Below are 16,211 nucleotides of genomic sequence, written 5' to 3'. Positions count from 1 at the left end.
AAATTAATGATAAGCGTTATCAGTGATAATGATTATCATTAATAGTTGGGGGCAAAGAAATGAACAGACAGGCACCATCGCAATTGAACTACACGAAGCTTGGGAAGGGTCTGCTGCTGACCGCATTGCTCATGATCGCCGCATTCGCGCTGGCAGCATGCGGCAACAATAATAAGGGAAGCGACGCTTCGCCTGTCGCGGGCAGCTCCGCATCCGCGACATCCGTCGCTTCGGGGAGCGCATCGGCCAGCCCGTCCGCCAGCTCTTCGGCGGAGGACCGGAACGGCACGATTACATACCAGTCCGAGACCGGACCGATCGAAGTGCCCGCGAATCCGCAGCGCGTCGTCGTGCTGACAGGCTATACGGGCGATGTGCTGCAGCTGGGCGTACCGATCGTCGGCGTCGATTCGTGGTCGCTGGGCAATCCCCGATTCGCCGACAAGCTCAAGGGCGTGGCGGAGGTATCGGACGAGAATCTGGAGAAAATCATCGAGCTGAAGCCGGATCTGATCATCGGCTCGTCTACGTCGAAAAATGCGGACAAGCTGAAAAAAATCGCGCCGCTCGTCACTTACACTTACAACAAGGTCGATTATCTCACGCAGCATCTGGAAATCGGCAAGGCGCTGAACAAAGAGAAGGAGGCCCAGGCCTGGATCGACGACTTCAAGAAGCGGGCGGGAGAAGCCGGCGAGCAGATCAAGGCGAAAATCGGTGCGGATGCAACCGTCGCGGTATTCGAAACCTACGACAAAGAGGTATACACATTCGGCGATGCATGGGGACGCGGTACGGAGATTCTGTTCCAGCTCATGGGCCTCAACATGCCTCCCAAAATTAAAGAAGCGACCCAAAAAGACGGTTACTTCACATTGTCCGCCGAAGTGCTGCCCGACTATGCGGGCGACTACATTATCCTGAGCAAGGAACCCGGCGCGGATGCCTCGTTCCAGCAGACCGAGACCTACAAAAACATCCCTGCGGTCAAAAACAACCGTGTCTACGAAGTCGACGCCCGTACGTTCTACTTCAACGATGCGATGACGCTGGAGTGGCAGCTTGAGTTCTTCAAGGAAAAGTTCCTCGGCAATTAATTCAAACCGGGAATTTCGCCAAGGCGCGAGGTTCCCCTTTCCTATTTTAAGAGAAAGCGGAGCGACTGATGCGTACGAATAACAAACCGGCGTTTGCCCTGGCCGTCATCGCGGGCTTGATCGCGTTGGCAGGCATGTTCACCATCTCCATGATATACGGCGCCAAAGATACGTCCGCCCGTGACGTATGGCTGGCGCTGACCTCCCATGCCGTCGGCGAACAGCTGACGGTGCTGCGCGAGCTTCGGCTGCCGCGGGAGACGGCCGGCATGATCGTCGGCGCAGCACTCGGCGTGGCGGGCGCCGTCATGCAAGGCCTCACGCGCAATCCGCTGGCCGATCCGGGCTTGATCGGCTTGTCGGCCGGCGCCTATGCGGCGCTCGCGTTCTCGATCGCGATGCTGCCGGCGCTCGGTTACTTCGGCATGATGGTCGCGTGCTTCGTCGGCGCGGCGCTCGGCGCGATCCTGGTGCTCGGCATCGGCGCAGCACGCAGAGGGGGCATGTCCCCGATCCGGATGGTGCTGGCAGGATCGGCCGTCTCGGCTTTTCTCTTTGCCGTGGCGGAGGGGATCGGCCTCGCCTTCAAAATATCCAAGCGGGTATCGATGTGGACGGCAGGCGGACTGGTCGGCACGACCTGGGAGCAGATCGGGACGATCGCGCCGTTCATCGGGGCCGGCATCGCGGGAGCCATCGTGCTCGGACGCGCGCTCACGCTGCTCAGCGCCAACGAGGAAGCTGCGATCGGCGTCGGACTGCGCACCGGACAAGTCAAGTTCGTCCTCTATGCGGCGGTCGTCGTGCTGACCGGCGCTTCGGTCGCGCTGATCGGCAACATGGCGTTCGTCGGACTGATGATTCCGCACATCGTGCGCTATATCGTCGGGACGGATTACCGCAAGGTCGTCCCGATGTCCGCCATCGTGGGCGCGATCTTCATGCTGGCGGCGGATACGATCTCCCGTACCGCCATCGCGCCATATGAGGCGCCGATGGCTTCGGTCATCGCCGTCATGGGACTGCCGTTCTTCCTGTTCATCGTGCGCAAAGGAGTGAAGACCACCCTATGACAGACGCCCGCTCGCTGCGCAAGCAGCGCATTATTGTCGTCGTGCTGGTCGCACTCACGCTGTTGACCATCGTCGTCAGCCTAGGCTTAGGCTCCTCCTCCGTTTCCTACGGGCGCATCGTCCCCACGATATTCGGACACGGGGACTTCAAGGAGCGGTTCGTCCTCTTCGATCTGCGCCTGCCCCGCATATGCATCGTCGTGGCGGCCGGCATGGCGCTTGCATTGTCCGGCTCCATCCTGCAGGGCATCACCAACAATGATCTGGCCGATCCGGGCATCCTCGGCATCAACTCAGGCGCCGGTCTGGGCGTCGCGATCAGCTTCCTGCTCATTCCCGCCGAACCGGGGGCGTTCGTGTATGTGATTCCGATATCCGCTTTTATCGGCGCGATCGCGACGGCCGTGCTGCTGTACGTCTTCTCCTACAGCAGGCAGTCGGGGCTCGATCCGATGCGCCTTGTGCTGGTCGGCATCGGCTTCTCGCTGGCCTTGTCCGGCCTCATGGTGTTCATCACCTCCGCCGTAGACATATACAAGGTCGACTTCATCGCGCGGTGGCTCGCCGGCAGCGTATGGGGGACGGACTGGAAGTTCCTGTGGGCGCAGCTGCCCTGGTTTGCCGTGCTCCTGCCGTATACATTGTACAAGTCCAACACGCTTAACCTGCTGTCGCTCAACGATGCGACGGCGATCGGCAGCGGCGTGCCGATTGCGCGCGAGCGCGGGGGGCTCCTGCTCGCAGCAGTGGCGCTCGCGGCGTCGGCGGTGGCCGTTACGGGCGGCATCGCGTTCGTCGGTCTGATGGCGCCGCATATTGCCAAGTCGCTGGTCGGACCGCGTTATCAGCGATTCGTCCCGGTCGCCGTGCTGACGGGCGGACTGCTGCTGCTGCTGGCGGACACGCTCGGCCGCAATCTGGCGGACCCGCAGGTCATCGCCGCGGGCGTCGTCGTCTCGTTTATCGGCGCGCCTTACTTCATCTATCTGCTGCTCAAGCGCGTCTGAGTCGAATCCGATACGCTCCGAGCCATAACCGTGTCATACCCGGAGCGCCTTCCCAGCGGAAATATATTTGCAGTTATGACGTTCTTGACACTGCCCATATGAGGTGTTAAGATAGCCTATGTGTGTGCCCGACGTGGTTGATTTTGATCGTTACGTGGGAGATGCTATGATGGATTTGCATGATCATCATCTTGCGGGCAACGTCAAAGTCGGCACCAAGCAGACGACCAGAATGGTGGAGCAGGGCAAGGCCACCTATGTCTATGCCGCGCAAGATGCAGATTCGCGCCTGACCGGCCGTATCGCCCAGCTTTGCCGCCAGCGAGGCGTTCCTCTCACCGAGGTGAACACCATGCGCGAGCTCGGCAGGCTATGCGGAGTCGATGTCGGTACGGCCATGGCCGTGGTAGTAGAGAGAGCATGAACCGGGACCTAACCGCGCTTCTTGTTAGAGGAGGCCAGCGGACGGACCCTTTCGTTTTTCTCAAAATGAACCGCCTGGATCTGTGGGCTTCGCGCCTCGGGAACCGGTAGCCGTAAGTTTATGCAAGGCATTCATAGGAAGGGGGTGGCAACATGCCAACAATCAACCAGCTCGTACGCAAAGGCCGCGAGCCGAAGGTGGTCAAGTCCAAGTCTCCTGCACTGCAAAAGGGATTCAACGCCCTGAAGCGCATCGAGACCGATCTGAGCGCTCCTCAAAAGCGCGGCGTATGCACGCGCGTAGGCACGATGACGCCGAAGAAGCCGAACTCCGCACTCCGTAAGTACGCACGTGTGCGTCTGACGAACCGCGTCGAGGTTACAGCTTACATTCCGGGTATCGGTCACAACCTGCAGGAGCACAGCGTCGTACTGATTCGCGGCGGCCGGGTCAAGGACCTTCCGGGCGTTCGTTATCACATCGTACGCGGCGCGCTCGATACCGCAGGCGTTAACAACCGCAAGCAAGCTCGTTCCAAGTACGGCACGAAGCGCGCTAAGGTGAAGAAGTAAGATTATACAGCCGGAATAATTCGGCTTTATCATTGATATGGGAAAGGAGGAACTAAAGATGCCACGTAAAGGACCAGTACCGAAGCGGGACGTGCTCCCGGATCCGGTGTACAACAGCAAGCTCGTCACCCGCCTTGTCAACCGCATCATGATCGACGGCAAGAAGGGCGTAGCCCAGCAGTTGCTTTACAATGCGTTCACGCTGATTCAAGAGCGTTCGGGCAAGGATCCGATGGAAGTTTTCGAAGCTGCCATCAAGAACATCATGCCCGTGCTCGAAGTCAAGGCTCGCCGCGTAGGCGGCGCCAACTACCAAGTTCCGATCGAAGTCAAGCCGGAGCGCCGCACGTCCCTCGGACTGCGCTGGCTCGTCAACTACTCCCGCAATCGCGGCGAGAAGACGATGGAAGAGCGTCTGGCGGCCGAGATCCTCGACGCCTCGAACAACACCGGCGCTGCCGTCAAGAAGCGCGAAGACACGCACAAGATGGCTGAAGCCAACAAAGCGTACGCCCACTACCGCTGGTAATTCCGCGGACACTAGGGAACGAAAGGAGACAAATGCATGGCTAGGGAGTTCTCCTTGCAAAATACGCGCAACATCGGCATCATGGCGCATATCGATGCAGGCAAGACGACCACGACCGAGCGGATTCTGTTCTATACCGGCCGTGTCCACAAGATCGGCGAAGTGCACGAAGGCGCCGCTACGATGGACTGGATGGAGCAAGAGCAGGAGCGCGGCATCACGATTACGTCTGCCGCCACCACCGCTCAGTGGAAAGGTCACCGCATCAATATCATCGACACACCGGGACACGTTGACTTTACGGTCGAGGTCGAGCGCTCGCTGCGCGTATTGGACGGGGCTGTCGGCGTATTCAGCGCCAAAGAAGGCGTAGAACCTCAGTCCGAGACGGTATGGCGTCAAGCCGACCGTTACGGCGTTCCGCGCATCGCTTACGTTAACAAGATGGACATCATCGGCGCAGACTTCTTGAACGTCGTCCGCGACATGCGCTTGCGTCTGCAAGCCAATGCTGTCGCCATCCAGCTTCCGATCGGAGCGGAGAACGGCTTCGTAGGCATGATCGACCTGATCGAACGGGTTGCTTATGTTTATGAGGACGATCTCGGCAAAGATCCGAAGACCGTAGAGATTCCGGCTGACTTGGCCGACCAAGCCGAAGAGCTCCGTCTTGAGCTCGTCGAGAAGGTCGCCGAGCTTGACGACGATCTGATGGCCAAGTATCTTGAAGGGGAAGAACTGTCGGTCGCCGAGATCAAGGCAGCTCTTCGCAAGGGCGTCGTAGAAGTCCGTATCTTCCCGGTCGTCTGCGGCTCTTCTTACCGCAACAAGGGCGTTCAGCCGATGCTGGATGCTGTCGTCGACTTCCTCCCGGCTCCGATCGACGTCCCTGCTATCAAGGGCACGACCGAAGACGGCGAAGAGACGGTTCGTCATTCTTCCGACACAGAGCCGTTCTCGGCGCTGGCGTTCAAGATCATGACCGACCCGTTTGTCGGCAAGCTGACGTTCTTCCGCGTATATTCCGGCGTTCTGAACTCCGGTTCGTATGTCGTCAATGCGACGAAGAACAAGCGCGAACGTATCGGCCGTATTCTGCAGATGCACGCGAACAGCCGTCAAGAGATCAGCATCGTCTACTCCGGCGACATCGCCGCTGCAGTCGGTCTGAAGGACACGACGACCGGCGATACGCTGTGTGACGAGAAGAATCCGGTTATCCTCGAATCGATGAACTTCCCTGAGCCGGTTATCCAGCTTGCGGTCGAGCCTAAGACCAAGGCTGACCAAGACAAGATGGGTATCGCGCTCCAGAAGCTCTCCGAAGAAGATCCGACCTTCCGTGCGCACACGGACGAAGAGACGGGCCAGACGATTATCGCCGGCATGGGCGAGCTTCATCTGGAGATTCTCGTCGACCGCATGCTTCGCGAATTCAAGGTTGAGACGAATGTCGGCAAGCCGCAGGTCGCGTACCGCGAGACGTTCAAATCGACTGCGAAGGTCGAAGGCAAGTTCGTTCGTCAATCCGGCGGCCGCGGCCAATACGGCCACTGTTGGGTTGAGTTCGAACCGCTCGAGCCGGGCTCGGGCTTCGTATTCGAGAACAAGGTTGTCGGCGGTGTCGTACCTCGCGAATACATCGCGCCGGTACAAGCCGGTATCGAAGAGTCGATGAAGAACGGCGTACTTGCCGGCTTCCCGCTCGTCGATATCAAAGCGACGATCTTCGACGGATCGTACCACGACGTCGACTCGAACGAAATGGCGTTCAAGATCGCAGGTTCGATGGCCCTCAAGGCTGCCAAGGACAAGTGTAACCCTGTCCTGCTCGAGCCGATCATGAAGGTCGAAGTAACCGTTCCGGAAGAGTACATGGGCGATGTCATGGGCATGCTCAGCTCCCGCCGCGGACGCATCGAAGGCAGCGACACCCGTCACGGTGCGCTCATCGTGCGCGCCAAGGTGCCGCTGGCTGAAATGTTCGGCTACTCGACCGTTCTTCGTTCCGGTACGCAGGGCCGTGGCGTATTCTCCATGGAACTGTCGCACTACGAAGAAGTGCCGAAGTCGATCTCCGAAGAGATCATCTCCAAGAGCAAGGGCGCTTAAGTTTACGGGCATTCGGACGAGTCGCGGAGCGTGAGCTCTGGCGGCCTCGTCCTCCCTATAAAATGGCTTTACTAACAAGGAGGAGAAAAGATCCATGGCAAAGGCTAAATTTGAACGTAACAAACCCCACGTTAACATCGGTACGATCGGCCACGTCGACCACGGCAAGACGACGCTGACGGCTGCCATCACGACGGTTCTGTCCAAGAAGTACGGCGGCGCAGCTGTTGCGTTCGACCAAATCGACAAGGCTCCAGAAGAGCGCGAGCGCGGTATCACGATCTCCACGGCTCACGTTGAATACGAAACGCCTAACCGTCACTATGCACACGTTGACTGCCCTGGACACGCCGACTATGTCAAGAACATGATCACCGGCGCTGCTCAAATGGACGGCGCAATCCTGGTTGTATCCGCAGCTGACGGCCCTATGCCGCAAACGCGCGAGCACATCCTGCTGTCCAAGCAAGTCGGCGTTCCTTACATCGTCGTATTCCTGAACAAGTGCGACATGGTTGAAGACGAAGAGCTGCTCGAGCTGGTTGAGATGGAAGTCCGCGACCTGCTGAACGAGTATGAGTTCCCGGGCGACGACACGCCGATCATCCGCGGCGCTGCTCGCGAAGCTCTGCAAAATCCTGACGGCCCTTGGGCTGACAAGATCGTTGAGCTGTTCGAACAAGTCGACACCTACATCCCGCAACCTGAGCGCGACGTAGCTAAGCCTTTCCTGATGCCTGTCGAGGACGTGTTCACGATCACGGGTCGCGGTACGGTTGCTACCGGCCGTGTAGAACGCGGTACGATCAAGATCGGCGACGAAATCGAGATCATCGGTCTCGTAGAAGACTCCCGCAAGTCCGTCGTAACGGGCGTTGAAATGTTCCGCAAGCTGCTTGACTCCGCTCAAGCCGGCGACAACATCGGCGCACTGCTGCGCGGCGTTGACCGCAAGGACATCGAGCGCGGCCAAGTTCTGGCTAAGCCGGGTTCGGTTAAGCCGCACACGAACTTCACGGCTCAAATCTACGTCCTGACCAAAGAAGAAGGCGGCCGTCACAAGCCTTTCTTCACGGGCTACCGTCCGCAGTTCTACTTCCGTACGACGGACGTTACGGGCATCATCAACCTGCCGGAAGGCACTGAGATGGTTATGCCTGGCGACAACATCACCGTTACGGTTGAACTGATCGCTCCGATCGCTGTTGAAGAAGGCACGCGCTTCTCCATCCGCGAAGGCGGCCGTACGGTTGGCGCCGGCGCCGTTGCTACGATCCAAAAGTAATTCAAGCTTCTTAAAAAGACCTTATCGGGTTTACGCCCGGTAAGGTCTTTTTTTACGCCTAAATTTATGGCGAAATTTGGATAGTTGGAATTCGACTTATTCTGTTGTTTTTCGACATTCGAGGACATGTATTTCTAAGTTTTCTCCCTTATAATAAAAATAAATTAAAAGGTGAGGTGTATTTATCTGTCCAAGCTTCAGTTGCGCAAGAGCCTCGTGCTCACAAGCTCGCTTGTTTTATCCGTACTATTTATTATTCTGATCGGCATGATGTCCTGGATGCAGTATCATACGCAGAAGAACGACGCGTACGAAAGCTTCCATACGATCGGTGACCGGCTGACGGCGCAAGCCGCGGCGAACACGAGTCTGCTGGCGCCTGTCGCGGCAGCCTTCGAAAAAGGGGGAACGCCCGACGCGGAAAGCCAGGCTATTCTTCGCAGGCTGCTCAACGCAATGACTGACGGAGATATGCTGATTAATGGGTATTATTTCTCGGCATTCAGCACAGAAGCGAAGGAGGGAACTCAAGTCATCAATCTTCAAGTCAACCAGCAGCTTGAGGATTCGGGAAATCGCATGGGAAGCAATTATGTGCTCAAAGGGGACTTCAAGCGGGCCTATCGGGATGCGTTGGCCGGCAGGTCTTCGCTGAGCAAGCCTTATACGGATAATGTAGGCACTTGGATATCGTATCTTGGCCCCGTCAAAGACGAGAACGGCAAAATCATCGCAGTGCTCGGACTCGACTACGATTATGGCAAAGTAATAAAGAAGATGAATGCGATCCTGATCAAGACGATATGGATCGGCATCGTTGCCACGGGGCTTGCGATACTGCTGCTCGTCCTGCTCGTCCGGTATTCGCTGCGACCGCTCCAAAGGCTGGCTGTCACGGCGCAGCAGGCGGCTTCGGGTGATCTGACCGTACAAGTGCCGATTCGTACGAAAAATGAAATCGGGCAAGCCGCTGAATCGTTCAACAGTATGGTGCGCAGTCTGCGGGAGCTGACCAGCAGCATTCAGCGCACGGCGGGAGAGGTGTCGTCCGCATCCGTGGCGCTTAAGGATACGTCTGCGCAGACCGCGGTTGCAACGGGAGAAATTACCGAGTCGATCCAGACGGTCGCTTCCGGCGCGGAAAGTCAGCTCACGAGCTCGCAAGAATGCCAGCGTGCGATGTCGGAGATCGCGATCGGCATCAGCCGTATTGCGGAATCGTCTTCGACCGTATCGGATCTGGCGAGCGGTACGGCCAATCTGGCAACCGAAGGCAGACGGGCGCTCGAAGATACCGCGCGCCAGATGCAGCAGATCGAGAGCAAAGTATTCAGCGCGAGCGACACGATGAGCGATCTGCAGGCATCCAGCGCCCAGATCCAAGGAATTGTATCGCTGATCACCGAAGTGGCGAATCAGACGAATCTGCTGGCGCTGAACGCCTCGATTGAAGCGGCGCGCGCAGGCGAGCACGGCAAGGGCTTCGCGGTCGTCGCCCAAGAGATCCGCAAGCTGGCCGAGCGATCCAGACAATCGTCCGAAGCGATCGTGACGATACTGCATGTCATCGGCGACAAGACGACGCAAGCGGCGGCTTCGCTCTCGCAGTCCGCCGACGAAGCGCGTACCGGCACCGAGTTGGCCATCCGCACAGGTGAATCGTTCCGGACGATTCTTGAAGCAGTCAAGCGTGTATCGGATCAAGTGCAGGATATCTCGGCGGCAGCCCAGCAAATGTCCGCGGGCAGCGAAGAGGTAGCTGCTTCGGTCGAAGAGCTGGAGCGCGTGGCCAAGCTCTCGTCGGAGGAATCCCAGCAGGTGGCCGCGGCTTCCGAGCAGCAGCTCGCATCGGTCGAAGAGATCGCCGGCTCTGCAGAGCAGCTGAGAGGGCTCGCCTTGTCGCTGAATCGGACGGTGAGCCGCTTCCGTGTGTAGAACCTATATAATAGAAGAAACACGACGAATGAAACGACGAATGAAAATTGATTTAAAAATTTGTTGCATTGGTCTGGGCGAATCGCTATAATAGTGAATGTTGGTCTGCGACTGTGCGATGATGTGAGAGGTTGCCGACACACCCGGCCCCTTTGCCATAGGGTGGCAGAAGGGTTGATGTCGGGGTATTCTCGCGGAGTATGTCCGATTCCAAAATTGGGCGAATGAAGGAGGGAATTTTCTATGGCAAAGCAAAAAATCCGTATCCGTTTGAAAGCCTACGACCACCGCATTCTTGATCAATCCGCGGAGAAGATCGTAGAAACGGCGAAGCGCACGGGTGCCGGCGTATCCGGTCCGATCCCGCTGCCGACCGAGAAGCAGATCATCACGATCCTGCGCGCGGTCCACAAGTACAAGGATTCGCGTGAGCAGTTCGAAATGCGTACGCACAAGCGCCTGATCGACATCGTCAATCCGACGCCGCAAACGGTCGACGCGCTGATGCGTCTGGACCTGCCGTCCGGCGTTGACATCGAGATCAAGCTGTAATAAGCAAATGCAAGTTATCCAGATGTGAATAAGAAGTAGAAGAGAGGTGTCAACATGCCAGGAATCTTGGGACGTAAGCTCGGTATGACGCAAGTGTTCGCGGCTGACGGAAGCGTCGTGCCGGTCACCGTCATCGAAGCAACGCCAAACGTCGTGCTGCAGAAGAAAACTTCCGACAACGACGGATACGAAGCTGTGCAACTCGGCTTTGCCGACAAGCGCGAAAAGCTCGCAAACAAGCCGGAAACGGGCCATGCAAAGAAGGCCGGTACGGCGCCCAAGCGCTTCATCCGCGAAGTTAGCGGATCTTCGGAACTCGAAGTCGGCGCTGAAGTTAAGGTTGACGTATTTGCCGAAGGGCAGTTTGTTGACGTAACGGGTATCTCCAAGGGTAAAGGCACGGCCGGCGCCATCAAGCGTTGGGGCTTCCAACGCGGCAAGATGACCCACGGTTCCAAGTACCACCGCGGTAACGGCTCGCTCGCGACGATTCGCGACGCAAACCGCGTGCCGAAGGGCAAGAAAATGCACGGCCGTCTCGGCTCCGAGACGATCACGGTTCAAAACCTCGAAGTCGTCAAGATCGACGTTGAACGCAACGTCATCCTGATCAAGGGTTCCGTGCCGGGCGCTCGCAACAGCTACCTCAAACTCCGCTCGTCGGTGAAGAAATAATCGGATTTAACAGGAAAGGAGGACTACCACATGCCTAAAGTATCTGTATACAACGTGAGCGGCAGTGCGGTCGGCGAGATCGAGCTGTCGGACCTGATCTTCGGCATCAACCCGCATGCATCGGCCATGCACAGCGCAGTCGTGCTTCAACAAGCAGCCGTGCGCCAAGGCACTCACAAGACCAAAGGACGCTCCGAAGTACGCGGGGGCGGCCGCAAGCCATGGAAGCAAAAGGGTACAGGCCGCGCTCGTCAGGGCTCGATCCGTTCCCCGCAATGGAAGGGCGGCGGCATCGTTTTCGGACCGACTCCACGCAGCTACGGCTTCAAGCTTCCGCGGAAGGTTCGCCGTCTGGCGATCAAGTCCGCGCTGTCCAGCAAAGTCATCGCCAGCGACATCATCGTCCTGGACCAACTGAGCCTGGCATCGCCTAAGACGAAGGAATTCCAAGGTATTCTGAACAACCTCAAGGTCGGTCGCAAGGCGCTCGTCGTCACCGCCGACTATGAGAATAATGTGGCCCTGTCCGCACGCAATATTCCCGGCGTCAAGTTCGTCTCCGCCAACGGAATCAACGTGCTCGATGTTCTTGTCCATGACAAGCTGATCATCACGAAGGACGCGGTCGCTAAAGTCGAGGAGGTATTCGCGTAATGAAAGACCCTCGCGATATTATCAAGCGCCCCGTCATCACGGAACGCACGAGTGAATTCATCGATCAGCTGAAGTACGTCTTCGAAGTCGACCTTCGCACGAACAAGACGGAAATCAAGCAAGCGATCGAAGCGATCTTCAAGGTGAAGGTCGTCAGCGTCAACACGATGCGCGTACCGCCGAAGCCACGCCGCTACGGCCGTCACTCGGGCTACACTTCCGAATGGAAGAAGGCCATCGTGCAGCTGTCCGCAGACAGCAAGCCGCTCGAATTTTTCGAAGCATCGGTCTAACATCTTCGTAAAGTAAGGAGGGAAACCAAGTGCCAGTCAAAAAGTTTAATCCGACATCGCCTAGCCGTCGCGAAATGACGATGTCGACGTTCGAGGAAGTAACCACGAACGTACCGGAGAAATCCTTGCTTGCACCGCTGCCGAAGCGCGGCGGCCGTAACCACCAAGGTAAGATTACGGTTCGTCACCAAGGCGGCGGACACAAGCGCAAGTATCGTATCATCGACTTCAAGCGCAACAAGGACGGCGTGCCGGGCAAGGTCGCTCAGATCGAGTACGATCCGAACCGTACCTCCTACATCGCTCTGATCCACTATCTGGACGGCGCGAAGAGCTACATCGTCGCTCCTAAGGGTCTGAAGGTCGGCGACCAGATCGTCTCCGGTCCTGACGCCGACATCAAGGTGGGCAACACGCTGCCGCTGGAGAACATCCCGGTCGGTACGGTTATCCACAACATCGAGCTGAAGCCTGGCAAGGGCGGCCAACTGGTTCGCGCAGCAGGCACCGAAGCTCAACTGCTCGGCAAGGAAGAGACTTATGTCACCATCCGCCTGGCATCCGGCGAGATTCGCCGCATCCTGAAGCAGTGCCGCGCTACGATCGGTTCCGTGGGCAACCAAGACCACGAGCTGATCAACATCGGTAAAGCCGGCCGCTCCCGCAACCTCGGCAAACGCCCGGTCGTCCGCGGTGTCGTCATGAACCCGGTAGATCACCCGCACGGCGGTGGCGAAGGCCGCGCTCCAATCGGCCGCAAGTCTCCTCTGTCCCCTTGGGGCAAGCCGACGCTCGGTTACAAGACGCGCAAAAAGAAGAAGGCCTCGAGCCAATACATCGTACGCCGCCGCAAGTAAAGGCGAGTCCATTCCGGGCTGAAGGGAGGATTTACCCATGGGTCGCAGCTTAAAGAAAGGCCCGTTCATCGACGGCTATCTGCTGAAGAAAGTCGAAGTGTTGAACGAGTCCAGCAAGAAAGTCGTCATCAAGACGTGGTCGCGTCGCTCGACGATTTTCCCGCAATTCGTAGGTCACACGTTCGCCGTCTACGATGGCCGCAAGCATGTGCCGGTATACGTATCGGAAGACATGGTCGGTCACAAGCTTGGTGAATTCGCGCCTACGCGCACGTACAAAGGCCATACCGCCGACGACAAGAAAACCGGCAAACGATAAAATGTGATGCGCCGGCTTAGTCCGGCGAATGCAACACGGGAGGAGGTACATCGATGGCACAAGAAGCCAAGGCCGTAGCGCGATACATTCGTATCCCGGCCCGCAAAGTCCGTCTGGTCGCTGATCTGATTCGCGGCAAGAAGGTAGGCGACGCAATCGCCATTCTGCGCCACACGCCGCGTTCGGCTTCCCCGATCCTGGAGAAGCTGCTGAACTCCGCAGTGGCTAACGCAGAGCACAACTATCAGCTCGACGTCAACAAGCTGGTCATCAGCGAAGCTTTCGTCAACGAAGGCCCGACCCTCAAACGGTTCCAACCCCGTTCGCAGGGCCGCGCATTCAGTATCTTCAAGCGTTCCAGCCACATCACGCTGGTCGTATCCGAGAAATAAGGAGGGATAACGTGTGGGTCAGAAAGTAAATCCGGTCGGTCTTCGTATCGGCGTCATCCGCGATTGGGAATCCAAGTGGTACGCCGACAAGGACTTTGGCACCCTCCTGATGGAAGATGTCAAAATCCGCGAATTCCTCAAGGCCAAGCTTAAGGACGCATCCGTATCGCGCTTCGAGATCGAACGCGCAGCGAACCGCGTCAATGTCACGATTCATACTGCCAAGCCGGGTATGGTCATCGGCAAGGGCGGTTCCGAAGTAGAAGTAATCCGCGGTCAGCTGACGAAGCTGACGAACGGCAAGAAGGTACACATCAATATCTCCGAGATCAAGACGCCGGAGATGGATGCCATCCTCGTCGCCGAGAGCATCGCACAACAACTCGAACGCCGTATCTCCTTCCGCCGCGCCATGAAGCAATCGATGCAGCGCACGCTGCGCATGGGCGCGAAGGGCATCAAGACCCTCGTCAGCGGACGTCTGGGCGGCGCCGAGATCGCACGTACGGAAGGCTACAGCGAAGGAACGGTTCCGCTTCACACGCTGCGCGCCGACATCGACTACGGTACGGCTGAAGCGCACACGACCTACGGTCGCATCGGCGTTAAGGTCTGGATCTACCGCGGCGAAGTCCTTCCAGCCAAGAAGAAGAGAGTAGTAGCTGAGGAAGGAGGCAACTAAGCATGTTGGTCCCTAAACGCGTCAAACACCGCAAGCAGCACCGCGGGAAGATGAAAGGCCGTGCCAAGGGCGGCACGGAAGTGAGCTTCGGCGAATACGGCTTGCAAGCATTGGAGCCTTCGTGGGTGACGAACCGCCAGATCGAATCTGCGCGTATCGCGATGACCCGCTATATCAAGCGTGGCGGTAAGGTATGGATCAAGATCTTCCCGTCCAAGCCAATCACCCAAAAGCCTCTCGAGGTGCGGATGGGTAGCGGTAAAGGTAACGTCGAGAAGTGGGTAGCCGTCGTGAAGCCGGGCAAGATTCTGTTCGAGCTCGCAGGCGTCCCCGAGGAAATCGCACGCGAAGCGATGCGTCTGGCCGCGCACAAGTTGCCGATCAAGACGAAGTTCGTGAAACGCGAAGAACTGGGTGGTGAAGCAAATGAAGGCCAGTGAATTCCGCAACCTCACTTCGGTTGAAATCGAACAGAAGGTTTCCGGCTTCAAGGAAGAGCTGTTCAACCTTCGTTTCCAACTGGCTACCGGCCAACTGGACAACCCGCACCGCATCAGCGAGCTGCGGAAAGAGATTGCCCGGGCCAAAACCATTTTGCGCGAGCGTGAACTGGGCATCATCAGCTAATTGCTGATACGAACCCAAGACGCCTCCGGGAAGGAGTATTACCATGAGCGAACGCAACAACCGTAAGGTTCAGATCGGCAAAGTCGTAAGCGACAAGATGGACAAAACGATCGTGGTGGCTGTCGAAACGCACAAGAAGCACAGCCTGTACCATAAGCGGATCAAGTACACGAAGAAGTTCAAGGCGCACGACGAGAACAACGAAGCGCAAATCGGCGACACCGTAAAGATCATGGAGACCCGCAAGCTGTCCAAGGACAAGAACTGGCGCCTGGTCGAGATCACCGAGAAAGCCGTTATTCTGTAAGTTACGCCACCTTAGCTTTGAAAGGAGGACCTCACGATGATTCAACCTTTTACACGATTGCGCGTGGCCGATAACTCGGGCGCAAAGGAACTGATGTGCATCCGCGTGCTTGGCGGCACGGGACGTCGCGTCGGTCACATCGGCGATCTGATCGTCGCTTCCGTCAAACAAGCAACACCAGGCGGCGTTGTCAAGAAGGGCGACGTAGTCAAATGCGTTATCGTTCGCACGAAGCGTTCGGTACGCCGCAAGGACGGTTCCTACATCGCGTTCGACGAGAACGCAGCCGTCATCGTTAAGGAAGACAAGAGCCCGCGCGGTACCCGTATCTTTGGGCCAGTCGCACGCGAGCTTCGCGAACGTGATTTCATGAAAATCATTTCTCTGGCACCGGAAGTGCTCTAATCCGGCCGATGTCCATGGAGAAACACTCAAGGAGGTGTACCCATGCCCCGTTTGAAAAAAGTGCTGGAATCGCACAACAATAAGCTTCACGTCAAAAAAGACGACAACGTCATCGTCATCACCGGCAAGGACAAGGGCAAGAAGGGGCGCGTAATCGCCGCTTACCCGCGTCAAAACCGCGTACTGATCGAAGGCGTCAACCTGGTGAAGAAGCACACGCGTCCTTCCCAGACGAACCCGCAAGGCGGCATCATCGAGCAGGAAGCGCCGATTCACGTATCCAACGTCATGCACGTGGATCCGAAGAGCGGCAAGCCTACGCGTATCGGCTACAAGGTGCTGGACAACGGCACGAAAGTCCGCGTCGCAAAGAAGTCCGGCCAAGAAATCGACTAATACGATCCCCGAAAGAAA

General features: G+C 57.6%; 22 protein-coding genes. All 22 read left to right on the top strand.

The features are described 5' to 3' along the window. The first annotated feature begins 59 nt into the window (after window positions 1-59). The 22 genes from VQ071_RS27225 (at window position 60) to rplX (ending at window position 16,193) form a co-directional block, all read left to right on the top strand. Complete coding sequence (locus tag VQ071_RS27225) at window positions 60-1,097, top strand: iron-hydroxamate ABC transporter substrate-binding protein (RefSeq protein ID WP_445293345.1); 1,038 nt, start codon at window positions 60-62, stop codon at window positions 1,095-1,097. Window positions 1,098-1,165: 68 nt separating this feature from the next. After that, entirely contained in the window at window positions 1,166-2,170 is a 1,005-nt protein-coding gene (locus VQ071_RS27220; protein ID WP_340517731.1) for a FecCD family ABC transporter permease, read from the top strand. After that, window positions 2,167-3,177: a FecCD family ABC transporter permease gene (locus VQ071_RS27215; RefSeq protein ID WP_340517730.1), complete on the top strand. Its 1,011-nt coding sequence runs from the start codon at window positions 2,167-2,169 to the stop codon at window positions 3,175-3,177. The genes VQ071_RS27220 and VQ071_RS27215 overlap by 4 nt, the downstream gene beginning before the upstream one ends. A gap of 169 nt (window positions 3,178-3,346) precedes the next feature. Next, entirely contained in the window at window positions 3,347-3,601 is a 255-nt protein-coding gene (locus VQ071_RS27210; RefSeq protein ID WP_340517728.1) for a L7Ae/L30e/S12e/Gadd45 family ribosomal protein, read from the top strand. A gap of 152 nt (window positions 3,602-3,753) precedes the next feature. Then, entirely contained in the window at window positions 3,754-4,173 is a 420-nt protein-coding gene (gene rpsL / locus VQ071_RS27205; RefSeq protein ID WP_090117921.1) for a 30S ribosomal protein S12, read from the top strand. Between the two features lie 58 nt (window positions 4,174-4,231). Next, window positions 4,232-4,702 (top strand): 30S ribosomal protein S7, encoded by a 471-nt coding sequence (rpsG, locus tag VQ071_RS27200; protein WP_090117920.1) that lies wholly within the window; start codon window positions 4,232-4,234, stop codon window positions 4,700-4,702. A 36-nt stretch (window positions 4,703-4,738) separates the two neighbouring features. After that, entirely contained in the window at window positions 4,739-6,814 is a 2,076-nt protein-coding gene (fusA, locus tag VQ071_RS27195; RefSeq protein ID WP_340517726.1) for an elongation factor G, read from the top strand. Between the two features lie 94 nt (window positions 6,815-6,908). Further along, window positions 6,909-8,099 carry an elongation factor Tu gene (gene tuf / locus VQ071_RS27190; protein ID WP_340517724.1) on the top strand — a complete coding sequence of 397 codons (1,191 nt, stop codon included), beginning with the start codon at window positions 6,909-6,911 and terminating at the stop codon, window positions 8,097-8,099. Between the two features lie 171 nt (window positions 8,100-8,270). Then, window positions 8,271-10,034 (top strand): methyl-accepting chemotaxis protein, encoded by a 1,764-nt coding sequence (locus VQ071_RS27185; RefSeq protein ID WP_340517722.1) that lies wholly within the window; start codon window positions 8,271-8,273, stop codon window positions 10,032-10,034. 243 nt (window positions 10,035-10,277) lie between these two features. Then, window positions 10,278-10,586, top strand: a complete 309-nt coding sequence (gene rpsJ, locus VQ071_RS27180; protein ID WP_027087350.1) for a 30S ribosomal protein S10 — start codon at window positions 10,278-10,280, stop codon at window positions 10,584-10,586. Window positions 10,587-10,640: 54 nt separating this feature from the next. Then, complete coding sequence (gene rplC / locus VQ071_RS27175; RefSeq protein WP_090117916.1) at window positions 10,641-11,261, top strand: 50S ribosomal protein L3; 621 nt, start codon at window positions 10,641-10,643, stop codon at window positions 11,259-11,261. Window positions 11,262-11,291: 30 nt separating this feature from the next. Beyond that, complete coding sequence (rplD, locus tag VQ071_RS27170) at window positions 11,292-11,915, top strand: 50S ribosomal protein L4 (RefSeq protein ID WP_340517720.1); 624 nt, start codon at window positions 11,292-11,294, stop codon at window positions 11,913-11,915. After that, complete coding sequence (rplW, locus tag VQ071_RS27165; protein ID WP_090117914.1) at window positions 11,915-12,208, top strand: 50S ribosomal protein L23; 294 nt, start codon at window positions 11,915-11,917, stop codon at window positions 12,206-12,208. The genes rplD and rplW overlap by 1 nt, the downstream gene beginning before the upstream one ends. 29 nt (window positions 12,209-12,237) lie before the next feature. Then, window positions 12,238-13,065: a 50S ribosomal protein L2 gene (gene rplB / locus VQ071_RS27160; protein WP_340517717.1), complete on the top strand. Its 828-nt coding sequence runs from the start codon at window positions 12,238-12,240 to the stop codon at window positions 13,063-13,065. 37 nt (window positions 13,066-13,102) lie between these two features. Then, window positions 13,103-13,384 (top strand): 30S ribosomal protein S19, encoded by a 282-nt coding sequence (gene rpsS, locus VQ071_RS27155; protein WP_271754045.1) that lies wholly within the window; start codon window positions 13,103-13,105, stop codon window positions 13,382-13,384. Window positions 13,385-13,437: 53 nt separating this feature from the next. Beyond that, window positions 13,438-13,776, top strand: a complete 339-nt coding sequence (gene rplV, locus VQ071_RS27150) for a 50S ribosomal protein L22 (protein WP_090117911.1) — start codon at window positions 13,438-13,440, stop codon at window positions 13,774-13,776. Between the two features lie 13 nt (window positions 13,777-13,789). After that, window positions 13,790-14,458 (top strand): 30S ribosomal protein S3, encoded by a 669-nt coding sequence (rpsC, locus tag VQ071_RS27145; protein WP_090117910.1) that lies wholly within the window; start codon window positions 13,790-13,792, stop codon window positions 14,456-14,458. Between the two features lie 2 nt (window positions 14,459-14,460). Beyond that, complete coding sequence (gene rplP, locus VQ071_RS27140) at window positions 14,461-14,898, top strand: 50S ribosomal protein L16 (protein ID WP_217597942.1); 438 nt, start codon at window positions 14,461-14,463, stop codon at window positions 14,896-14,898. Next, window positions 14,885-15,085: a 50S ribosomal protein L29 gene (gene rpmC / locus VQ071_RS27135; RefSeq protein ID WP_090117908.1), complete on the top strand. Its 201-nt coding sequence runs from the start codon at window positions 14,885-14,887 to the stop codon at window positions 15,083-15,085. The genes rplP and rpmC overlap by 14 nt, the downstream gene beginning before the upstream one ends. 43 nt (window positions 15,086-15,128) lie before the next feature. After that, on the top strand, window positions 15,129-15,392 hold the full coding sequence (gene rpsQ, locus VQ071_RS27130; RefSeq protein ID WP_090117907.1) for a 30S ribosomal protein S17: 264 nt from the start codon (window positions 15,129-15,131) through the stop codon (window positions 15,390-15,392). Between the two features lie 36 nt (window positions 15,393-15,428). Continuing rightward, the gene (gene rplN, locus VQ071_RS27125; protein ID WP_090117906.1) at window positions 15,429-15,797 is read left to right on the top strand and encodes a 50S ribosomal protein L14; all 369 of its coding nucleotides are present in this window, start codon (window positions 15,429-15,431) and stop codon (window positions 15,795-15,797) included. A 42-nt stretch (window positions 15,798-15,839) separates the two neighbouring features. Continuing rightward, on the top strand, window positions 15,840-16,193 hold the full coding sequence (rplX, locus tag VQ071_RS27120; protein WP_090117905.1) for a 50S ribosomal protein L24: 354 nt from the start codon (window positions 15,840-15,842) through the stop codon (window positions 16,191-16,193). Window positions 16,194-16,211 lie beyond the last annotated feature (18 nt).

Origin of the sequence: Cohnella sp. 56, assembly GCF_037963805.1 — a bacterium.
In the GTDB taxonomy this organism is placed as follows: Bacteria; Bacillota; Bacilli; order Paenibacillales; family Paenibacillaceae; genus Cohnella.
The sequence above is the reverse complement of the archived record's forward strand: the minus strand, read 5'-3'. Positions and strand labels throughout refer to the sequence as shown.